The 23,316-nt window shown below is 41.4% G+C and carries 16 protein-coding genes; 7 read left to right on the top strand and 9 right to left on the bottom strand.

Translation table 11 applies throughout. The features are described 5' to 3' along the window. Nucleotides 1–61: 61 nt before the first annotated feature. The 4 genes from B2400_RS02660 (at nucleotide 62) to B2400_RS02645 (ending at nucleotide 2,748) form a co-directional block, all read left to right on the top strand. A complete protein-coding gene (locus B2400_RS02660; RefSeq protein WP_149525583.1) occupies nucleotides 62–379 on the top strand; it encodes a GNAT family N-acetyltransferase in 318 nt (105 codons plus the stop codon). 54 nt (nucleotides 380–433) lie between these two features. Further along, a complete protein-coding gene (locus B2400_RS02655) occupies nucleotides 434–1,762 on the top strand; it encodes an amidohydrolase (protein WP_286651280.1) in 1,329 nt (442 codons plus the stop codon). A 108-nt stretch (nucleotides 1,763–1,870) separates the two neighbouring features. Then, nucleotides 1,871–2,308, top strand: a complete 438-nt coding sequence (locus B2400_RS02650) for an RrF2 family transcriptional regulator (protein ID WP_286651281.1) — start codon at nucleotides 1,871–1,873, stop codon at nucleotides 2,306–2,308. Between the two features lie 50 nt (nucleotides 2,309–2,358). After that, nucleotides 2,359–2,748 carry a group III truncated hemoglobin gene (locus tag B2400_RS02645; protein ID WP_286651282.1) on the top strand — a complete coding sequence of 130 codons (390 nt, stop codon included), beginning with the start codon at nucleotides 2,359–2,361 and terminating at the stop codon, nucleotides 2,746–2,748. Between the two features lie 4 nt (nucleotides 2,749–2,752). Here B2400_RS02645 and B2400_RS02640 read toward each other — a convergent pair whose 3' ends face one another. Both B2400_RS02640 and B2400_RS02635 read right to left on the bottom strand, forming a co-directional pair. Then, nucleotides 2,753–3,262 (bottom strand): thioredoxin family protein, encoded by a 510-nt coding sequence (locus B2400_RS02640; protein WP_286651283.1) that lies wholly within the window; start codon nucleotides 3,260–3,262, stop codon nucleotides 2,753–2,755. A gap of 105 nt (nucleotides 3,263–3,367) precedes the next feature. Continuing rightward, nucleotides 3,368–4,192, bottom strand: a complete 825-nt coding sequence (locus B2400_RS02635) for a hypothetical protein (protein WP_286651284.1) — start codon at nucleotides 4,190–4,192, stop codon at nucleotides 3,368–3,370. A gap of 377 nt (nucleotides 4,193–4,569) precedes the next feature. Here B2400_RS02635 and B2400_RS02630 point away from each other — a divergent pair, with 377 nt between their 5' ends. Next, nucleotides 4,570–5,028 (top strand): hypothetical protein, encoded by a 459-nt coding sequence (locus B2400_RS02630; RefSeq protein ID WP_286651285.1) that lies wholly within the window; start codon nucleotides 4,570–4,572, stop codon nucleotides 5,026–5,028. A 661-nt stretch (nucleotides 5,029–5,689) separates the two neighbouring features. On the opposite strand, the gene B2400_RS02625 is transcribed toward B2400_RS02630, so the two are convergent. The 4 genes from B2400_RS02625 to B2400_RS02610 all read right to left on the bottom strand — a co-directional run bounded on the left by B2400_RS02625 (nucleotide 5,690) and on the right by B2400_RS02610 (nucleotide 13,705). Then, complete coding sequence (locus tag B2400_RS02625) at nucleotides 5,690–7,156, bottom strand: efflux transporter outer membrane subunit (protein ID WP_149525576.1); 1,467 nt, start codon at nucleotides 7,154–7,156, stop codon at nucleotides 5,690–5,692. Continuing rightward, nucleotides 7,156–10,311: an efflux RND transporter permease subunit gene (locus B2400_RS02620; RefSeq protein WP_286651286.1), complete on the bottom strand. Its 3,156-nt coding sequence runs from the start codon at nucleotides 10,309–10,311 to the stop codon at nucleotides 7,156–7,158. The genes B2400_RS02625 and B2400_RS02620 overlap by 1 nt, the downstream gene beginning before the upstream one ends. A 78-nt stretch (nucleotides 10,312–10,389) precedes the next feature. After that, on the bottom strand, nucleotides 10,390–11,553 hold the full coding sequence (locus tag B2400_RS02615; protein WP_246172520.1) for an efflux RND transporter periplasmic adaptor subunit: 1,164 nt from the start codon (nucleotides 11,551–11,553) through the stop codon (nucleotides 10,390–10,392). A gap of 373 nt (nucleotides 11,554–11,926) precedes the next feature. Beyond that, nucleotides 11,927–13,705, bottom strand: coding sequence for a chloride channel protein (locus B2400_RS02610; RefSeq protein WP_293930605.1), 1,779 nt, complete (start codon nucleotides 13,703–13,705; stop codon nucleotides 11,927–11,929). 113 nt (nucleotides 13,706–13,818) lie between these two features. On the opposite strand from B2400_RS02610, the gene B2400_RS02605 reads away from it, so the two are divergent. Continuing rightward, entirely contained in the window at nucleotides 13,819–15,978 is a 2,160-nt protein-coding gene (locus B2400_RS02605) for a S46 family peptidase (RefSeq protein WP_149527672.1), read from the top strand. Nucleotides 15,979–16,124: 146 nt separating this feature from the next. Here B2400_RS02605 and B2400_RS02600 read toward each other — a convergent pair whose 3' ends face one another. The 3 genes from B2400_RS02600 to pckA all read right to left on the bottom strand — a co-directional run bounded on the left by B2400_RS02600 (nucleotide 16,125) and on the right by pckA (nucleotide 20,023). Then, nucleotides 16,125–16,979 (bottom strand): DUF6265 family protein, encoded by an 855-nt coding sequence (locus B2400_RS02600; protein ID WP_286651288.1) that lies wholly within the window; start codon nucleotides 16,977–16,979, stop codon nucleotides 16,125–16,127. A 434-nt stretch (nucleotides 16,980–17,413) separates the two neighbouring features. After that, on the bottom strand, nucleotides 17,414–18,442 hold the full coding sequence (gene fbp, locus B2400_RS02595) for a class 1 fructose-bisphosphatase (protein ID WP_149525571.1): 1,029 nt from the start codon (nucleotides 18,440–18,442) through the stop codon (nucleotides 17,414–17,416). A gap of 18 nt (nucleotides 18,443–18,460) precedes the next feature. Then, on the bottom strand, nucleotides 18,461–20,023 hold the full coding sequence (gene pckA / locus B2400_RS02590) for a phosphoenolpyruvate carboxykinase (ATP) (protein WP_149525570.1): 1,563 nt from the start codon (nucleotides 20,021–20,023) through the stop codon (nucleotides 18,461–18,463). Nucleotides 20,024–20,413: 390 nt separating this feature from the next. Between pckA and B2400_RS02585 the strand changes: the two genes are divergently transcribed. Further along, the gene (locus B2400_RS02585; RefSeq protein WP_293930602.1) at nucleotides 20,414–22,984 is read left to right on the top strand and encodes a DUF5686 and carboxypeptidase-like regulatory domain-containing protein; all 2,571 of its coding nucleotides are present in this window, start codon (nucleotides 20,414–20,416) and stop codon (nucleotides 22,982–22,984) included. The last annotated feature ends 332 nt before the right edge of the window (nucleotides 22,985–23,316 follow it).

Below are 23,316 nucleotides of genomic sequence, written 5' to 3'. Positions count from 1 at the left end.
TTCCGATCTACGAACAAAATCTTTCCGATTTTGTGATACTATTAATAAATAAAAACAGAATATGAAAGAGCAATTCGAACCCATCCCTGTAGTAAAAAACGAGGAAAAGAGCAGATTTGAGCTAGATGTAGACGGCCATATCGCCTTTATAGACTACAAAGAAACCCCCAGCAATATTGCATTGATCCATACCGAAGCACCGGAGGAACTGGCTGGAACAGGTGCCGCAGCTGCGTTAGTAGAAAAAACGTTGGTCTACATACAAGAGTCAGGCAAAAAATTATTGCCCTACTGTCCTTATGTCTTCGCATTTATTAAAAAGCATCCAGAATGGAAAACTTTGGTCGCTCCTCATTTCCCGGGATATGATAAACTCTAGCAATCGCTATATTTGAGATTGCTATTGGTAAAATCGTGAATTAAGGAAAGTGGAATGGATAAAAAAGAACATCTAAGTAGAAAAACATTTATTAGGAACACCGCATTGGGAATCGCAGGCATAGGCGCAGCGCCGCTATTGACAGGTTTTCAGCAAGTAGAATCTACAGCCAACAAAAGCAAACCGATGAAACTGTTAAAAAACGTACGCCTGGAAACAGGCTTTGAATATGACGGCGATGAAGTGGTTGCAACTAAAACAGAGCTGTTTTGTATCGAGATTGCTGATGGCAAAATTACCAGCATCAGAAAGAATGATCCTAAAGCCGACGCTTTTGATGCCAAGGGCATGCTGATGTTACCTGCATTCAAGGATATGCACATCCACCTGGACAAAACCTTCTACGGTGGGCCGTGGAAGATAGTCAAGCGCCGCTCCGGAGGGATAAAGGGAATGATTGCATTAGAAGAAGAAATCCTGCCGGAGATGTTGAAAACTTCGACGTATCGAGCGGAGAAGTTAATCGAACTTTTACAATCCAAGGGTTCTAGTTTCGCCAGAAGTCACGTCAATATTGAACCAACTTCCAAACTACAATCCCTTAAAAATCTACAGATAGCGCTGGAGAATAAAAAAGCTGGTTTTGAAGCGGAACTCGTTGCTTTCCCCCAGCATGGTCTGTATTATACAGATTCCGTTCCTTTCATGAAAGAGGCAGCACAAACTGATATAGATTTTATTGGCGGTCTTGACCCCTACTCAATTGACGGATCGATCGAGAAACCCATTGATTTTACTGTACAACTCGCATTGGATCATAACAAAGGAATCGACATACACTTGCACGAATCTGGACAATCGGGAGTGGATACGATCGAATACCTCATCAAGAAGGTTTTGGAGAATCCAACTCTCAAAGGGAAAACCTATTTGAGCCATTGCTTTGCGCTATCGGCTATCGACGCAGCCAAACAAGAGGAGCTGGCAGCGAAGCTCGCTGAAGCACAAGTAGGAATTATCTCTACCATTCCGTTCGGCGGAAGAGTAATGCCGATCCCAACGCTGTATAAACATGGCGTTCATGTGGCTACAGGAATCGATAGCGTCATCGACCATTGGGGCATTTATGGCACAGGATCAGTATTAGATAAAGCCAGTTTGATGGCGCAGTTATACGGTTTTGGAAACGAATTTATGCTTTCTCGAAGCCTCCGACTTGCTACGGACAATGTTCTGCCGCTCGACGATCAAGGAAAACAGCAATGGCCGAAACAGAATGACAAAGCTAATTTTGTATTGGTCAATAGCAGCTGCTCCGCAGAAGCGGTTGCTCGAATTCCAGAAATAGAACACCTGATACATGCCGGGAATGTAGTCTATTAACTATAATTTTCACCTCAATATCATAAAGCTTCTTATTTAAGACAAAATAGTCTTAAATAAGAAGCTTTTCTCTTATCTTTGAAAAAAGAACAATTATATCAGTAAACTATGTTCTCAAAAGCAGCTGAACACGGTATTAAAGCAATCATCTATATCGCCACGCAATCTATGGAAGGCAAGCGGGTGAAAATTGGTGAGGTATCGGAACATACCGCAACGCCCGAAGCATTTACGGCCAAAGTATTAGGGACTTTAACGAAACACGACATTCTACAATCTATCAAAGGACCTTACGGCGGCTTTGAGATGACTGCAAAGCAGATTGAGCATGTAAAGGTCGCAGATATCGTGAAATCGCTGGATGGCGACAATATCTTTACCGGCTGCGCATTAGGACTAACGGCCTGCAATCATAAAAATCCATGCCCCATGCATGAACGGTTCGTGAGCATACGCCGCGAATTGAAAAGTATGATGGAAAGCACAACAATTCAGGATCTTGCCACAGGATTGATCGCCGGAGATAGTGTGCTTATTCGCGCGTAGAAGCTAGCGAAATAGATAATATCAAATGATAACAAAAAGAAAAAGAACCCATGAAAGCAGATATCCAAAATATAGAAGACATTAAACTACTTGTGAATACCTTTTATGATCGTATTCGTGAGAACGAGTTATTGGGAAAGATCTTTGATGACATCATTCAAGATCGTTGGCCGGAACACCTTGAAAAGATGTACCGCTTCTGGCAAACGGTATTATTCGACGAACATACCTACTTTGGAAGCCCCTTCCCCCCTCATATGCACATGCCTATCGAAAAGCAACATTTTGATACCTGGATTGCCATCTTCAGTAGAACCGTAGATGAACTTTTCCAAGGGGAAAAGGCTGAGCGAGCAAAATGGCAAGGCGGACGCATGGCTGAAATGTTCCAGCACAAAATTGCTTACTACAAGCAGCAGAGCGGAAAACCCCTAGCTTAATATCTTATTTCGCAATCCATTCATTGAAGAAAGCTAAGACTTTCTCTTCATCGTAGCTGCTATCCTTCTCAAGATTGCCGCTCTCCCGAACCTTCAGTACCTTTCCATCTTTACCCAACACAATAAAGAACGGAAAGCCTAATGCCGGTCCATTGGGAGCATATTTCGTAAAGAAGGCTTCGTTTTTATTCTCTTTGGAATAGTTTACATGGTAATACAGGAACTTATCTTTCAATAGTTTGCTGACAGCAGGATTTTGCTGAATGTAATTATTGAAACGAAGGCACCATATACACCAATTCCCCCCTGCTTGTACAATAATATTCTTATTCTCTTTCTGAGCCTGAACAATCAATTTATCCAAATCTGCCTGTGCATCCGCCTCCGGGTGGTATGGCTTCGCATAGGCGTCAATCTCCTTTGGTTTTTCCGTCTGCGCATTTACATCCATCGACCAAAGACCCAAAAACAATACACATGCGCTGTAAACTAACGGTAAAATCTTCCCTTTCATAGCAATTCTCTTTTAATTCCTGAACCTAAATTAGCTATTCTTATGTATTTTTATGCCAATTTTTTGTCAAGCTTTACTATTGATATATCATTTATTTATACCTCACTATTTCAAAGGCTGACAATTTCTACAGTAATACACAGTTCCACCCATGTAATTTTCTTTAACTATTGATCCATGGCATCTAGGACAGGGATCACGATATGTGTTCTTCGACATCAATGTCTTATAACCACCTCCACCATATAGCGTTTTTTCGGTATCACGTCCGCCCGCCTCCGTCATTGCGCGAAGTGTTGATTTTATTGACTGTAGTATGTTTATCTTGTCCTGATCGGCGAGCGTTAAAATTTTGCGTTTAGGGTTAATGGGAGCCTGAAAAAGAATATCCTGTAATACGCCATTGCCAATTCCGGGGATACGTTGCTCTGTCGTTAAAAGCGCTTTAACAGATATGTTCTTCGTTTCTTTATTGATTAAGTTTTCAAAATAAGTCTTATCAAACAGCTCGCTCATAGGCGAAACACTGTTTAAACTTTTTGAATAATACTTGTTATGGAATTCTCCCTGATAAACTGCGATCATACCATACATGGCAACAGTGAGCGCGAGAAAGCTTTCATCATCGAAGGTGAGCAACAACTGATATTTAGGGGGTATCTTCGATGCATCCTTACTGTAATGAAAATTTACCCCATCGTTCAGACTGATGCGAATATCATCTTCAAGAATAATATCGACAAATATTCCATACCCCTCCGCGGAGAGGATCTTTTTACCGGTCAGTAATTCATTGTATGTTAGCGGATCGCCATAGAAAAACGTGAATCTATGCGGGCTATTGGAATTAAACACATCAGTTATTGTTCTTCCGCACAATGTTTCGTTAATCTGACGTCCTAGTGTTATTGCTTCAGGTAATTCAATCATGGCTTTAATCTAAAATGTTTTCAATTGTAAAACATATATCCGTTATCCGTTCTTCATAAATGCTGTTCGAATATTCGATATGCCTTTTTTAGTTTTTTAAGCTATAACATTATGAATCAAGCTTCCTGCAAAGGGCTGGCAATTCATCCTAAATAGCGATATTTCTAACGCAATATATCTTCCAAAAAGAGAATTATAAACACCTCATACACTTATGGTATTTTTGCCGTATGTAATGAGTTGGTAACGGAACTTTGTTTTACCTTTGTCTTCTGCTATCCGAAAACGACAGGCCAAATTAAGGAACGATAAAGATGTTACTGATTGATCGTTGTCGTTAGGCTGATGCTTGCTTTTTTATAAGATTTTTGTTCTAAATGAATTACTCGCACTGGTTACTTTATCATTCCTACTATCGATGGATCGTTTTAATAGCAATGCTCATCCAAATCGTTTGGGTATATATTAATCATCGCAACAAAACAACATTCGAATTAAAACACTATCAATGGCTTGTACTTTTTTGCATGGTCTACAACATTCAATTAGTACTAGGTTGGATGCTCTACCTGACTAGCCCCATCAGCAATGTCTTTTGGGATGACCTTCCCGCTAACCTCAAGAATAGACAACTCCGCTTCTTTGGCCTCGAACATATGAGCATGATGACCTTAGGAATTATCCTAATGAATACGCTGACCTTCCTTGTCAAAAAGAAAGTCGGAACGTCAGCATTTACCTACCTTTGGAAACGCTATATATTTATTTACATCATCATACTCGCATCCGTTCCCTGGTCGTTTTCGCCCTTGACAAGCCGTCCAAACTTTAGATAGGAAACTGGTATCAGTCTAAGCCTCTTCTTAGCTTATTCAAACCCATATCAAAGCCCTTTCCAAGCGGTTTTGATTGGGCTATACATTGGGTTTGAATTGGGAGAGTAAGGGTTTTAACTAGTAGTTAGTAATTAGTAGTTAGTAGTTAGACCTATGGCGGCATTCTATGTGAGATATTAGTATTTTTTCTTTAGCAAAAATTGTCTTGAATCAGGAAAGGGAATTTGTGTTTGAATCAGGAAAGGGAATTTGTCTTGAACCAGGAAAGGAAGGATGCAAGGAGAAACAGGATCCTGTCAATCGTTTTATCCTTTTTTTCCTGGTTCAGAAACTAACCCCTTTTTTCTTTCAACATGATCCTGTTCATCCTTGCATCCTTCCTTTCCTGGTTCGAAGACAAATTTTACTTTCTTGTTTAAACCAAAGGTTCAAAAAAATTCCCTTTCCTACTTCAGAAAATAATATCACAAATGCACAGTTCTAAAATCTAACATCTCATATCTCACATCTAACAAAAGAAGCTGCCCAATTATTGGACAGCTTGCTTTTAAGTTATCTTCACCCCATTTAGCGAGGTAAAGATAGAGGAAGTGTATCGGTTCCGATACTGTGAAGATTCTTTGTGGTTATATATCTTTAAAACGTGATTTTCACAATTAAATTATCTCCATCCGCCACCGAGCGCACGATAAAGATCAACATAGGATTCCAGGTGTTCTTGTCGTAGTTCTACCAGGGCTAGATCGGAGTTCAAGGCGTTTCCTTGTGCGGTGATAACCTCTAAATAAGTCGCATATCCACTGCGGAACAGTAGGTTCGCATTTCTAACGGCTTTTGCGGAGTTTTCGACACGTAATCTCGCAAATTCCAATTGCTCACGCAATTTATCTACGGTAATTACGGCTCCGGAAACTTCCGATACGGCTTCTACAACGGTTTGTTGTAAGGCAAGTTCTGATTTCTCACGTTCGATTTTTGCGACTTCCCAATTTGTCTTTAATGTTTTGTTTTTAAAGATCGGTGCTGTCAATTCACCTGTGATCCCTCCTAACAATGCTCCTGGAATGGAAAACCAATTTTTTGGCAACATCGCATTCACCCCTAGGTTACCGCCTAGGGTTAATGATGGATAGCGCATCGCTTGTTGAATATTAGCTGCGGCATTGGCGGCAATCAAATCATATTCGGCCGTGCGAATGTCAGGTCTATTACGGATAATCTCTAATGGAGATCCAAGAGAAATATCTTTGTTCTCTGCAAACAGGTGCTCGAAACTCGTTCCGCGCTGGATGGAATCGGGCATCTGCCCCGTCAAAACGCGTAACGCATTTTCTTGAAGTATAATCTCTCTTTCCAGTTCGGGGATCAAAGAGGCAGCGATCAAGCGTTGCGACTCGGTCTGTTGTATCGCAAGCGACGTGATCTCACCGGCCTCGTATTGGAGTTTGATCATCTGCAGGGTGCTGTCGTTCAACTGCACGTTCCGTTTTGCAACTTCGATTTTTGCGTCAAGCATCAGCAGATTGAAATAGCCTTTGGCAACATCACTTACAATCTGCGTTTGGATTGCGTTTTTCGCTTCGCGCGTATTCAGGTATTGCGCTAGCAACTGATCTTTCGAGTTTGCGATCTTTCCCCAGATATCGATTTCCCAATTGAAACCGATCTCTGTTCCAAACTGCGATAAATAGGTAAACATATTCTCCGAAGCCTTCGTTCCGTGGCGCTCATACCATTTTGAAGACGGTCCTGATCCAAACTCTTTCGAGCGCCATTGCTTATTCGCTCCGGCGATGGTCATATCTACCTGCGGCAAATAGTCTAGCTTGTTTCTACGCAGATCTTTATTGGCGATTTCGATATTCAATAAAGCAGTTTTCATATCGAAGTTATTGCTCAATGCCGAGTCGATCAGACTCTTTAAGGTTGGATCATGGAAGAACTGCTTCCAGGTCGTTTTGCTTATACTTGTCGTGTCGCCAAAATAGGCTAATGTATCCCCGCGATATTGATCGGGCAAATTGAGCTCAGGCTGGCTATATTTCTGCCCGACTTTACAGCTTTGTATAAAGACGACCGCAGCAAATAAGCAGGCTAAGCTTAGTTTTGTTATTGATATCTTCTTCATTATTCTTCCTCTGTTTTTATTTTACTACGTACTAGCTCATCCAGCGATTTGAACACCACGAACAACATGGGTATGATGAAAATACCGAATGTTACTCCGAACAGCATCCCTCCTGCAGCACTGAAACTGATGGAATGGTTACCGATTGCTGATGGTCCTACCGTCCACATCAAAGGAACCAAACCTGCCACAAAGGCTAGCGAGGTCATTAGGATTGGACGTAGACGCAATTTTGCTCCGTTGATCGCCGCATCAACAATGCTCATTCCCTTTTGCCGTTCTTGAACAGCAAACTCCACAATAAGGATAGCATTCTTCGCCAAGAGACCAATCAACATGATTAAACCAACTTGTACATAAATATTATTTTGTAATCCTACTAACGCGATTGTTCCATATACACCGATCAATCCAACCGGTACAGAAAGTAATACTGCCCATGGCAAAATATAGCTTTCGTACTGCGCCGCCAACAAGAAATAAACGAATAGTATACTCAAAGCAAAGATGAGAACGGTCTGCGAGCCGGATTGGCTCTCCTCAAAACTCATCCCTGTCCACTCATAACCGTAGTTTCCTGGCAGCTTTTCTTCTGCATATTTTTCAATTGCAGCCATCGCATCCCCGGTACTGTAGCCTTCCGCAGGCTCCGCATTGACCGTGATGGCATTATAAAGGTTATATCGGGTAATAGTCTCCGGACCTACAATTTTCTCCAGTGTCAGGATCGTATTGATGGGCACCATCTTGCCTTGATCGTTACGCACGAAAATTGAGTTAAAGGACTCGGGATCTTTACGGAAATCAAAGTCTGACTGAACATAAACACGATATTGTCTACCGAAGCGACTGAAGTCGGATGCTTGTACCCTTGCGAAATACGAACGGATGGTCGACATCAAGCTGTTGATACTGACTCCCAAGGCTTTCGCTTTCACCACATCGATATTAACTTCATATTGTGGGAAGTTTGATTTGAACGAGGTATAAGCATTTCCCACTTCGGGTAGTTGGTTCAATTCACTGATAAATGTATCGGCAACTACGTTAAAGTCACGAATATCTCCTCCCAATCGATCCTGCAAGACCATCTCAATACCGGCAAAGTCTCCGAAACCCTGAACCGTTGGACGTGGGAATACGGTAAACTTGGCCTCGTGCAATTGGGATAGATCCTGACGGATGGTATCCATGAAGGCTGTGATATTCTTGATTTTCTTACGTTCGGCATGTGGAACCAAGTTGATATATCCCGCAGCAAATGCCGGACTGGAACTTGCATCCAAAGCATTATAACCCGATACCGTGGTCATCCCGGCAATATCTTCGTGCTTCTTCAAAATGCTATCTGCCATTCTTAACACTTCCGTGGTACGCGATAATGAAGCCCCTGGAGGCATTGCCAAGTTGTAAGTGATAAATCCATCATCCTCTGTAGGGATAAAGGCTTTAGGCGATTTATACATAGCGAATATGCCAATTGCCGTGATTAATGCTAATCCCGCCCAAGCGACATTCTTCTTTTCGATCAGGTATTTGACGCCACCAATGTATTTATTCGTGAAATTGTCAAATGCTGTATTGAAGGCTTTAAAGAAACGTCCTTTATATTTTTCAAACTTATTTTTGTCTTTTTCTTCTTCCAGTTCATCTTGCGCAGGTTTTAATAGCAAGGCACATAAAGCCGGACTTAAAGTTAGGGCGTTCAATGCCGAGATTAAAATAGCCGTAGCCAAGGTATAGGCGAATTGTCTGTAGAAAATACCGGCTGGTCCTTCCATAAATCCTACCGGCAAGAATACTGCCGCCATCACCATCGTAATGGATAGGATTGCTGATGTAATTTCCGACATGGTCGATAAGGTCGCGGCCTTGGCTTTTAAACCGGTATGGTGCATCTTCTGGTGGATGGCCTCGACGACGACGATTGCGTCATCGACCACAATACCAATCGCGAGCACCAAGGCAAACATCGTCAATACATTCAGCGAGAATCCGAAAAGACCCAAGAAGAAGAATGTACCCACCAAGGAAACCGGAATAGCGATCGCCGGGATCAAGGTCGAGCGGAAATCCTGCAAGAAGATAAATACAATGATAAATACGAGAATAAACGCTTCGAATAGGGTGTGCTTCACTTGCGAGATAGACTCATCAATCTGATCGCGCACAGAATAGGTAATCTCGTAATTAATACCCTTAGGGAATGTTTTTGCTTGTTCTTCGAGAACTTTACGAACTTCCACGTCGATATCATGGGCGTTGGATCCACTGGTCTGCGTTAAGTTCAACGTTAAGCCGGGATGCCCATCGACTTTGTTGTCCGAGTTTAGGTTGGTCGCGCCGAACTCAACACGAGCGACATCTTTGAGGTATAATACCGAACCATCTTTATTGGTTTTGATGACGACGTTTTGGAACTCTTCAGGCTGTGTGAAACGCCCCTTATGTTTGATCACTGTTTCGAAGGCTTCATCGGAGGTCTCCCCGAACTTACCTGGTGCAATTTCAAAGTTTTGATCTTTGATCGCATCAGTCACGTCTTTTGGCACTAAATTATAAAGTGCAAGCTTCTCGGGATTTAACCATAGACGCATGGCGTAGTCACGCGCTCCCAGGCGGGATACTTGAGCGACTCCATCCACACGAAGTAAGGGGCGCATCAAGTTGATCTGTGCGTATGCCTGCAAAAAGGTCTCATCATAGATGCTATCGCGATGATCAGAGAATAGGTTGATCGTCATGATAACCCCACTCTGCCTCGGCATCGTGGTGATACCAGCTTCATTTACTTCGGCTGGAATAGAACTGATGGCCTTAGAAATACGCGTTTGGACGTTTACTGAGGCTACATCAGGGTTAGTTCCTGTTTTAAAATAAACCGTCACATTACCGGAACCGGAGTTGGATGCTGTAGAGCGTATATAGGTCATGTTCTCTACCCCATTGATGGCTTCTTCGATGGGTAAGAGTACACTCTTTGCGACCGTTTCTGCAGTCGCGCCCGGATAACTCAACGATACCACTACTGAAGGCGGCGCAATTTCAGGAAATCGCGTCACAGGTAGCAATTTCATCCCCACTAATCCGAGAATAACTAATATGATAGATACAACCGTAGCCAGGACGGGTCGATTTACGAATGTCTTTAACATATAAAATATTTAGATAGACGATACTATCCTACCGCTCTGGCGAGCGGTAGAAATAGCTTGTATAAGTCTTGAGTATTCTTACTTCTTTTGTTCGATTGGGATAATGGCTGAACCGTCTGTTAGCTTATCAAAACCACTTAAAATAACACGGTCACCTTCTTGCAATCCCTCTGACACAATGTAGTTATCCTTACTCTTACCGGCAACTTTGATATTGCGACGCTGAGCCGTATTGTTCTTGTCTACAACAAAAACAAAGGTCTTGTCCTGCAGCTCGCTGGTTGCGACCTGTGGAATCTGGATTACATGGTCCTTAACTTCTGAGATTTTTAAGGTACCTGTACTTCCTGAACGCAGGATGTTGTCTGGGTTAGCAAAGGATGCACGTAATGAAATAGCCCCCGTAGTACGATCGACTTGTCCATTCACAGCGTCAACTGTGCCTTTGTATTTATAGTCCTCTCCGTCGGCGAGTACTAGCGTAACATCCGGGAAAGTTAGTTTTTTGAGTTTATCGTATTTGCGTCCTTCGATACTATCCTTCCTCGCCTGCGCTTTGGAAAAGTAGAGGAAATCAGATTCGTTCATCGCGAAATAAACGTAGATTTCTTGAACATCAGAAAGGTAGGTTAAAGGCTCTTTATCGCCCTTTGACACTAAGTTACCGATACGTTTCGGAATACGTCCGATATATCCACTAACCGGCGCTGTAACAACAGTGAAGTCTTTAGATAACTGCGCGGAGCGGACTTCTGCGTTTGCTTGATCTAATGTAGCTTTAGCAACTTGATAATCTGCCTGTGCCGATGCTAAACGAACTTCGGAGATAACCTCGTTATCTACCAATGGCTTCAAACGATCTACTTCTAACTGCGCGTTTTTTAGCTTCGCACGAGCGACCTGTTGACTCGCTACAGAATTATTTAAATCCTCTTGATAAAACGATGGGTCTATCTTGAATAGCTTCTGCCCTTTTTGCACAAAGGCACCCTCATCGACATAGATTTCCTGCAATAGCCCTTCCACTTGCGGACGGACATCGACATTCACCTTACCTTCGATAGTACCCAGATAATCTTTCACAGTAACCGCATTGTCGCGGGATACCGTGTAAACTGGTAATGCTAATGCTTTGTTGGATTCTTTTTCTTTTGATTTGCTCTCTGAACAGCTTGATAAGATACTTAATGAACTGAACAATACGAGCGTTCCTTTTAAAAATGATAAATTTAGTTTCTTCACAGTAATTGTATATGTTTAATTCTTCCTTCGTAATATTTTTATTACACTTCCCTCTTATTAACGTACTATTTAACAATTATTGTACCGTTTAACATTTGTTAACATATTATTTTATAGTTAAGAAATTGGGATTAATAGATTGTATCCGTGTTAAAACACTGGTTTTCAATGCATCTAATACCTTAGACAAACGATAGCGTTAAATAGTTGGAAAAAGTAGCTTATTTGTTCAAAGGAGTAATAAACAGTCGCTTGAATACGATTGTGTACAAGGTATGGGACGATGTAGCGTAAAGTTCAGAGGCCTATTAAGGGAAGGCTTCAATACAAAAAGCAATTGCTAAGCTAGATTAAAGGTTGTTGGTTAATCTTGTTACTCCAAATACATTCCTTGACGAACGAGAAGCCCTCTATACTTATTGAATACGGAAGACTTCGATACAAAACCTAGATATTGGTCGTCTTTATTTACGACCGGCAGTATCCATACATCATCACGATTCATTTTCGTCATCACGACTTCCATATTCTCGTTTTCTAGGATAATATCATTGGGTTTCTGGGCTAAGACAGCGAAGTTCTTGTCCTTGCCTTCCTGCTCAGCAAGTAGTATGGAGAATAGGCGCTCGCTATAGATAATACCTAAAAGCTTTCCTGAATCATCTACGATTGGAAAGATATTACGTTTAGAATGGATAATATCAGATTGGCGGTCTAAGGGCGTCTCTTCTGGTTTTAGTACAACAAAGTTAGTCTCCAAGACATAGCGTAATTTCATCATACTAAGCACCGTACGATCCTTATCCTCATAAGACAGCAAGTCGCCCGATTCCGCTAATACTTTAGTGTAGATGGAGTGCTTCATCACCGCTCTGTTGATAAAATAGGATATAGACGCAACCAACATCAGGGGCACCATGAGGGTGTATCCACCGGTGATCTCTGCAATCAAGAATATTCCTGTTAAAGGGGCATGCATTACGCCTGCTAAGGCGCCAGCCATCCCTGCCATCACAAAGTTAGGGACGTTCAACTGTACAACGCCGAGCTGATTCATGCCGAATGCGAATGCGAAACCGATTAATCCACCCATCACAAGACTAGGTCCGAATACACCACCATTACCACCGCCATTGATGGTAAATAGCGAAGCAATAGACTTGGCAAATAGAGTCAGCACGGTATAGCAGATGACTACCCAGGCCATATCTTTATAATCGGCGAATAAGCTATTCTTTACAATAGCATCAAAACGGCCATCCAATATCTGTTGGATGGTGATGTATCCTTCACCATAAAGCGCCGGGAAGATAAAGATTAAAATCCCAAGCGATACACCGCTTATCCAGACTTTATTATAAGGATTTTTAATACTGGCGAACCAATCCTTCACCCATTGGGATATCTTCGAAAAATAGACGGTATAAACGCCTATAATAACAGCTAATAACAAGTAAAAGAATAAGGCGTCTACTTCCCAACCTGTGGTTGCTGTATGGAAAAGAGGCTCGCTATATAAGAGTTTGGAAATGACTGATGCTAGCGCAGCTGAAATCAATAAAGGGATGAACGCAGGGATAGAAAATTCCGGAAGGAGAATTTCGATTGCAAAGATCATCCCAGCGACCGGGCTATTGAATGCACCGGAAATACCGGCTGCAGCACCGCAGGCTAGCAACATCGTGATCTCCTTATAGCTCAAGCCAAAGAAACGCCCGATGTTGGATCCAATTGCCGACCCAGAGTAAGCAATCGGCGCCTCCAATCCTGATGACCCACCAAATCCTACAGTTAAAGCACTCGTGACAATCTGCGAATAGATGTTGTGAAAATCAATCCGGCTAGATTTTCGGGAGATAGAATAGATTATCGGCGTGATACCGTGTTCTAGTTTCTTGCCTCGTAAGAATTTCCGGACGAATAATACACTTAAGAAAATACCTATTAACGGAAATATTAGATAGAGTGAGTATTTATAATGCCATTCCACATCATCCTGTAAGGAGGATGCAATAAAATGAGTCATTCCTTTCAACAATGCAGCCGCTAATCCGCCAACTATACCCACCACAAAAGCTAACACTACCAAGAAGTTCCGATTGGAAATCTTCTTCATCCGCCATTGATTGATATACTCTAGTCTTTTTAGCAAGCGCTCTCTCATATTATATGCAAATATAGAAACACTTTCTCAGATACCTAAAATGATTCAACCCTCACAAAAACATTTTGTATTTTTGGACTGAAACAAATACAATGATTATGATGAATATGTTAAAGACGGGAGTCTTGCTCTCGGCGCTAGCGCTCGGAACATTCAACTTCTCGGCAACCATTCCTGATGAAGGGATGTTCCCTCTTAGTGAATTGAGCCGTGCGGGATTGAAAAAAGCGGGTCTAAAGATTAGTGAAAAAGATATTTACAATCCGGGACAGATTGGTTTGGTGGACGCCCTTGTGCAGGTTAGTGGCTGTACGGGATCTTTCGTCTCTAGAACAGGATTAATCATCACCAACCATCACTGTGCCTTCTCTGCGGTTCAATTAGCATCAACACCAGAGCATAACTATTTGCAGAACGGCTTTGTCGCAAATTCGCACGAGCAAGAGATAGAAGCGAAAGGACTAACTATACGTATTACAGACTCTTACGAAGATGTATCAAAACAAGTTCTTGATGCTGTTGCTAATATCACGGATCCTATCCAGCGTATTGACTTAATCAATAAAAAGCGTGTAGAGTTGGCGAAAGCTGCAGAAGCTGATGACCCTACGATTAAAGCTGAGGTTTCTGAAATGTTTATAGGAAAGAGCTACGTCCTTTTCAAATACAAGACTATTGAGGATGTTCGTTTAGTATATATCCCACGTCAGGATATTGGGGAATTCGGAGGCGAAACGGACAACTGGGTATGGCCAAGACATACAGGGGATTTCTCCTTCTTGAGAGCGTATGTTGCGCCGGATGGTAAATCTGCAAAATATTCAAAAGATAATGTTCCTTACACTCCAAAGAAACACTTAAAAGTAAATCCTAAGGGAGTTAATGAAAACGACTTCGTATTTATCCTAGGTTATCCAGGACGTACGTTCCGTCATCGCCCTGCGCAATATATTGAATACCAACAGAAGTTCTTATTACCATATACTTCAGAACTCTACGATTATCAGAATCAACAAATGCTTCTTGCTGGTAAGGATGATAAAGCAACGGAACTAGCCTTAGCAACACGTATAAAACGCAACGCGAACGTAATGAAAAACTACCGTGGTAAATTGAAAGGCTTAAGAAACATCGACCTTATCAATACCAAAGAAGCGGAAGATAAAGCTTTGTTAGACTTCATCAATAGCAAGCCGGAGTTAAAACAGAAGTACGGTACGCTGATGTCGGATATCGATCAGCATTACGATATCGTATTTGCGGATGCGGAGAAAGAACTATGGTATAACAATATCTATTCTGGAATCCGTTTATTACAAGTTTCTAGCTTGGTGAACTCATTTAAAGAGGCGTTAGGAAAAGAGCTTTCAACTGCGAAACGCGAAGAACTCTTTAAAGTCAACATAGATCAGTTTAAGAAACAATTAGCTCCTCTATACGAAGGTTACAACTTAGCGGTTGATAAAACTATAGGCGGACATATGTTTGAGCAAGCATACCAATTGAACGGAGCAAACAGTATTGCGTTTGTACAGGCAAGAAACTTTAAATCGCAACAGGACGCTGCTAACTATATTCAATCAGCAATTGACAAGTCTGCGATGAACAACATGGACAATTTTGTAAGCACTGTATTGAAGAATGCATCAACACTGATGGCCTACAATGACGAATTGTTGAAATTCCAAGATGACTTGTACAAGGAGACTGCTCCATTCCGCGATGAGCAGAAACGTCGTGAAGGAAATTTGAATAAACTGATGGCAGATTATGTAGCGGTTAAAGAGCAATTCCAATCGAAGAACTTTATCCCGGATGCGAACTCTACGCTTCGCTTGACTTTCGGAAATATCAAAGGATATAGCCCAGTTGATGCTACGTACATGGAGCCATTCACCACGGTACGAGGGCTAATCGAGAAAGGCAACTCAGGTGCTCCTGAATTTGCTTATCCACAAGCTATTAAGCAAAACTGGTTAGACAAGAACTTCGGCAACTATTTCAAAAAAGAAATCAACGATGTGCCTGTAAATATCCTATACAATATGGATACTACCGGTGGAAACTCCGGATCGCCAATCATGAATGCACATGGTGAATTAATCGGGGTTAACTTCGACCGTGCCTACGACGCAACCATCAACGACTTCGCATGGAACGAAAGCTACAGCCGCTCCATCGGTGTCGATATCCGCTATGTATTATGGATCGCTGATAAGATCGATAATGCACAGTTTATCTTAAAAGAAATGGGAATTTAGTAGTAGAGATTAGATATAAGACATTAGATATTAGACTTTGATGCGCAAGCAGAAGGACCTTTATCTAATGTCTATATTATCTTAGATGTTTGATAAGGACGCTATAGGTCTTAATACTAACTACTAAATACTATCTACTACAAAAATTATCGACTTATTTTCTTTGAAAAAGGCAGATACATAGGCAGTGCTGCCGATCCGCACCAAGGGTAAATCTTAAAATCCAATAGACTATTTTTAATAGCCGGATCTGTCTTCAGGATAATCGCTAATTCTGATTCATTGGCGACATTATGGAAAATAAATAGTCCGCGGTAATTATCCTGATTCTTTCCGAACGGACCTGCAACAATTAATTTATCTTCATTTACAAGGCGATTTATGTTTGCCATGTGTCCTGTAAAGCTTTCATTGATTAGGTTCTTATCTTTGGTTTGATTAGTTCCAGTCTTCAGGACCACAAAGAAATAGGATTTCATCCCACGCTCGTCGGCGTTTAATTTCTGTGCTAAAGCTTCATCATAAGTTGTATCTACAATGGCGGTTGATGTAGGATTGCCCGTAGTTACTTGACGAATCATATTAAAAGTGTACTCCTTCCCTCCTGCTCCAATTGCGACGTGCATGGTATCCTCACTAAATTTCTTATATAAAATCTTCTTAGGAAAATCATGTTCAGGGTTTAAAAAAATATAATAATCTTTACCGCTGCTGCCTTCGAACTGTATTGCTTTCCCATCATTCTGACCGATTACATTCGCCTCGAAAATGAGTTTTCCATTTGTTGCCTTCAGGTCGATATATTCGATTGTTGAGATCCCCTTACCTTCTGAGAACCCATATGAAAAGCCTTTCAGATGATCATCAGAAAGCCTATCCCAATGTTCATACAATTCTTTGCCCTCTACTTTCCATGTTCCAGAAAAGAATGAGGATATGTTTTGCTGTGCATACAAGCCTTGTATTGCCAGCAAACTGAGGAGGGTGAATAGGTGTTTCATAGTTAAATATAAGGATAGTAGTTAGTATTTAGTAGTTAGTATTAAGACCTAGGGCTGGTATTTGGGGTTAGATATTAAATGTCAGATGTTAGAGTTTAGACCTATGTCCGCCTTTTAGACTTGGAAAGGGATGATTTGGATTTATATTAAGTCTGAACTTTTGGTTTAAACAAGAAGGGAAGGTTGTCTTGAACCAGGAAAAAAAGGATTCAAGGATTAACAAGATCCTGCTCATCTTTAAAATCCTTCCTTTCTTGGTTCAAAACAGCTCATATTCCTATTCTAAAGCAAGTTCCCCGCTATTGTACCCCATATCCTTTCCCTTAACAGGACAAAAAAAATTAGACCTACTATCATCATTTCCAGTTTTTATAAACTAGAAATGACGACATAGGTCTAATTACTTAATACTAAATACTAACTACTAAAAAAAGCTATACCAAAGTTGGCTCCACGTCTGCATATTCGTGGATGTACTTTTCTACCATTTCGACCATCTTTTCACTACCGATGATCAATGGTGTTCTTTGGTGTAGTTCTTTAGGTTCGATATCCATGATGGGTGCAACGCCTGTAGATGCCTTTCCTCCAGCTTGTTCGGCGATGAAGGCTAAAGGATTACATTCATACATTAAGCGTAGTTTTCCGTTCGGATATTGTACGGTGCTTGGATAAAGAAATATCCCGCCTTGTATCATGTTGCGATGGAAATCAGCCACTAGAGAACCGATATAACGCGATGAATACGGTCTACTTGTCTTTGGATCTATTTCCTTGCAAAATTGTAAGTAATGCTTAATTGCGGAAGAGAACTGATTGTAATTGCTCTCGTTTACAGAGTACACACGACCGTCTTTTGGGATGGTCAAACCAGGATGTGACAGGCAGAATTCACCAATAGACGGATCTAGGGTAAAGCCATCGACTCCCTTTCCAGTGGTATAAACCAATACGGTCGACGAGCCGTAGATCACATAGCCAGCAGCTACCTGCTCGCGGCCAGTTTGCGCGAAGTCTATCGCTTGCACCTCTCCTTCAGCACTTTTGCGCTTGTAGATGGAGAAAATCGTACCGACAGAGACATTCGAGTCAATGTTGGAAGAACCATCCAAGGGGTCGAAGTAGACCATGTATTTTCCTACACGATAACGTTTGGTCTGTGTTAAGTCGATACCATCTTCATGCTCTTCTGAAGCTAGATAACAACATTCGCCACCACGTTTAAGCGCATCCATAAAATGGTTGTCAGCAAAAACATCAAGCTTTTGTTGTTCCTCGCCCTGCACATTGCAATTGCCTTGTTTCCCTAGAATATCGGCTAATCCAGCCTTATTCACTTCGCGATGAACAATCTTTGCCGCCAGGGAAATTGCCTGCAACAAACGGGTAAATTCACCTTTTGCGGTTGGAAATTGAGCTTGTTGCTCAATAATAAACTGTTCTAATGTTTGTATACTCATTATTCTATCCGCTTTTTTCGATTAAGCTTCCTCTAATTTGACATACTGTACATAATTTTCTTCAAACATGCCCTTTAGCTTCTCAGCCATTTCGACATATCCCTCTTGATTTGCCCATACACGTTTCGGATTTAACAGCTCCGAAGGGACGCCCGGACATTCCCTAGGCATTTGAAGATCAAAGATTGGGTGCACCTCATAACCAGCCTCGCCGATGACATTCTCCATCGCGCTGCGGATTAACTGACGGGTATAAGCCAATTGGATTCTACGCCCAACTCCATATGGCCCCGCTACCCAGCCGGTGTTTACCAACCAAACCTGAATATCTTGATGATTTTCTAATCGTTGTTTCAACATCTCTGCATAGCGCATCGGATGTAAGGGTAAAAATGCTGCTCCAAAGCATGCTGAAAAAGTTGCCGTCGGTGTTTTTACGCCCATTTCCGTACCTGCCACTTTCGCGGTATAGCCGTTGATGAAGTAAAACATCGCCTGCTCTGGCGTCAGCTTGGAAATTGGAGGCAACACGCCGAATGCATCTGCACTTAAAAAGAAAATATGCTTTGGTGCATTACAGCAGTTCTTGTCGCTTGTATTCTCAATAAATTCCAAAGGATAAGAAACGCGTAAGTTCTCGGTGATGCTGATATCATTATAATCAATCTCGCGAGTACCTGGTTTGAATTTCGCATTTTCAATCAATGCGCCAAATTTGATCGCGTTGAAAATCTGCGGCTCATGTTGATGCGTCAGGCCAATACCTTTTGCATAACAGCCACCTTCGAAGTTAAAGATTTCGTTGTCTGCCCAGCCATGCTCATCATCGCCGATTAAGTAACGCCCCTCATCTGAAGAAAGCGTCGTTTTACCAGTACCCGACAGGCCAAAGAATAGAGCAGTGTCATTATCCTTACCAACGTTTGCAGAACAGTGCATGGTAAGCACATTGTGTTTCAATGGTAATAAGTAATTCAAAGCACTGAACACACCTTTTTTAATCTCGCCGGTATATGCTGTACCGATGATCAGGATTACCTGGCGCGTTAAATCTACTGCAACGCAGTGAGATGTCGGCAAGCCAAGCTCTTCATAATCCTCCAATTGTAAATCTGAAGCCACTAAAACCGACCAATCTATGCGTTCTTGCTTCTGAATATCTGTTTCGATAAACATGTTATCGACAAAATGGCTTTGAACGGGACGTTCACAAACCACAAGGACCTGCTGCGCATAAGCTTTATGGTTGCAAGCTTGTACCGAACGGATATACAGCGGAATCTGCGATAAATAGCGGCTAACCCGATCTTGAAGTTGATCGAACAGCTCTACAGTCATCGCTTTGTTTACTTTACCCCAATTAACTTGATCGAAAGTAAACTCGTCTTTAACGATAAAACGGGACTCTGGTGAGCGCCCCGTAAATTTTCCGGTGGCGAAACTTAATGCACCACTATCCGTAAGAGTTCCTTGATTTTGTTTTACAGCGTGTTCCACTAGTTCGGGAACCGGGAGCTGGACATAGATTGGCTCTTCTGGTCGAATGCCAAGAGCCTCTAATTGAATACTGATTACGTTTGTCATTATATAGGCTTTATTTTGCGACAAAGCTAGATATATTTTTAGCAACTAAAAAAGAAAATTTAGCATATTGTATGAAATACACAATTTTAAAACACTGTATTTCAATATATTATAATTTAAAAAAATTGTCACAAGTTTTTAGCTAAAAAAAGAATTAACCTTTAGCATTTGAATATTTTTTAAATCAGACAATATAGGTTAACTCAAACGGATAAAATACGTGTAGCGTTTAACTGACACAGCAATTTGTATGTCATAACATGGAAATTTTGGCTGGAAATATCATAAAATCGTCAAAACGAAGAAATGCCTCTTTTTTATCTAAAGAATAAAGCTGTTATTTGCATAACTTTTTGAACAAAAGGATACAAAAGTCAAAAAGTAAGCATTATGAAATCACATATACAAGGCATCCTATTCGTCCTGTTTACATTCTTTGGAATTTCGGCTGCGTGGGGACAGCAGACAGTCACTGTAAAAGGTAGAGTGATGAACGCGGAAACTTACGAAGCAATTCCCTATGCATCGATCAGCATTATCGGAACCAGCAAAGAGTCGGGCGCATCATCAACCGCTAACGGTACTTTTACGCTTAGCCTTCCGAGCAATTTGAGCAAGCTGCGCATTAGTTCTGTAGGATTCGACGCGGAGGAATTTGTAGTGACAAGGGATAATGCCGGAAATGCGAAAATATTCCTATTCCCTTCTAATAAAATTGAAGAGGTCGTCATCAAGCGCCCTCGCAGGGGAAAATATTCGAATAAGAATAATCCTGCCGTTGAGCTGATCCGGAAGGTTGTAGAACATCGTGATCAAAACCGATTGACTGGTCAGTCTTTTGCCGAATTCAACCAATATGAGAAGATAAGCTTAGGTCTAAGCAATTTGGATGCGAAATTTAAAAACAAAAAGGTATTCAAAAAGTATCAATTCCTATTTCAAGAAGATGACACGGCCAGTGTCAATGGCAACTATGTATTGCCCGCATATATGGAGGAAAAATTCTCGAAGGTATATTACCGGAAAGATCCAAACGCGAAAAAGCAATACGTGATGGCGGAGAAGAAGGCACAGTTTGACCCCAAATTTGTAGACAATGACGGTTTGAGCAAGTATTTCAACCGTTTATATGATGAAGTCGAAATCTACGATAATAACATCGAGATCTTGACCAACCAGTTTTTGAGCCCGATTGCTAATAGCGCGCCTACCTTCTATCGTTTCTATATTACCGACACGATCAAAACAGCGCAGCCCAACTTGGTGGAGCTGAGCTTCTTTCCTAGGAATAAAAACGATTTATTATTTACAGGTAAACTCTACATCACATTGGATGGTAACTATGCCGTACAACGTGCTGCAATGACCGTTGCCGACGATATCAACTTAAACTTTGTGCGCGATCTTGACATAGAATTAGCCTTTGACAAAGATCACAATAATAAGTTCTACCTAAGCAAATCCAGCTTGGGCATTGACTTCGCGATTACAGGCAAAGGAAAGGGAATAAAAGGAAAACGCGTAGTGTTGATCAATGATTACCAACAAGGCGTACAACGTCCAGACAGCACCTACTTAGTTCCTGACGTATATGTTGTTAAGAAAGAGGAAGAAATCGAGGCCGAACCGGAAAGCTATTGGGCGACGTTAAGACCGGAACCGTTGAGCAAATCGGAGAGCTTGATCTACCATAATATCGATAGCCTACAACAAATGCCATCGTTCCGCACCTTTATGGACATCAGCGCCCTTTTATTATCGGGTTACAAGCAGGCCGGACCGGTAGAAATCGGCCCTGTTAATACTTTTTATTCTTATAATCCAGTAGAAGGGTTTAGATTGCGCGTCGGTGGTCGTACGACAGATCGATTAAGCAAAAGGTTCTATCTTGAGGGATATACGGCCTATGGCTTCGACGATCAGAAATGGAAGTATTTTCTAGCAGGAACTTACTCTTTGAACAACAATTCGATTTATAATTTCCCGCAGCATTATATCCGTGTTTCGGCGTCATACGACACGAAAATCCCTGGCCAAAAATTAGAATTTATTCAAGAAGACAATGTTTTGTTATCATTTAAGCGAGGCGAAAATCAAAGTTACCTTTATAATGAGGAGTATCGGGTTGACTATAAGGTAGAATTTAGCAATAACTTTTCCGTGACCGCAGGCTTGGGACGGTGGAAACAAACCCCAGCAGGAGTACTATCCTATCGTTTACCACAAGCAGACGGCAGCTTCAACAATTTGCCACACCTTCAATCTACCGAATTCAATGTAGGGGTACGTTACGCACCTAAGGAAGAGTATTATCAGGGAAAACTATACCGTACGCCCCTATTTAACAAATATCCGATCTTCCATCTGAATTACACAGCTGGCGTTAAAGGTTTATTTGGCGGAGACTACAACTATCATTCGCTATCTGCCGATATCTTTAAAAGGTTTTATTTGTCGCAGTTTGGGTATGCTGACGTTAATTTGGATGGATCTTACACCTTCGGGAGCAATATTCCCTATCTATTCTTAAATATTCATCGTGCCAACCAAACGTATGCCTACCAGTTGCAATCCTACAACTTGATGAACTTCATGGAATTTGTATCGGATCATCATGCGAGCATCAACGTACAGTATTATATGAATGGTTTTATTTTCAATAAAATTCCATTATTAAAGAAATTAAAACTTCGCGAAGTATTTAGCTTCAAGGGTGTATATGGAGGCTTAAGAGATAGCAACAATCCTTCACTCAACAATGAGGTTTTCGCATGGCAAACAAACGGTAAGGGCGAGCAATCTAGCTTTACCTTTGGTAGCGAGCCGTATATGGAAGCAAGCGCAGGTGTATCGAACATCTTTAAAATATTACGCGTCGATTTAGTAAAACGCCTGAATTACTTAGATAATCCTGATGCTCCAGAATGGGGTGTCCGCGCCAGAATTAAGTTTGATTTCTAGGTAAGTTAGTCACTATTAGCAATACAGTTGTACGCTACGAGCGACCAACGAAAGATCACAAGCCTTTTACAACTATTACAAACACCTATCATACCCGCTCGGAAAGGGTTATGATAGGGGTTTGTATTGGGTTTGAATTGGGAGTGAAAGGGGTTATACTTGTAGTTGATATATTAGACATTAGATATTAGACATTAGATTTTAGACCATTGTCTGAACTAGGAAAGGAAGGATACAAGGATGGGCCGGATCGGGTCTGATGTCTGTTATCTGATATCTAATGTCTGTTCTGAACCAGGGAGGAAGGATACAAGGATAAGCAGGATCGGGTC

Origin of the sequence: Sphingobacterium sp. UBA6645, from assembly GCF_002455685.1 — a bacterium.
In the GTDB taxonomy this organism is placed as follows: domain Bacteria; phylum Bacteroidota; class Bacteroidia; order Sphingobacteriales; family Sphingobacteriaceae; genus Sphingobacterium; species Sphingobacterium hotanense.
This window is presented reverse-complemented; position numbering and strand designations above follow the sequence as displayed.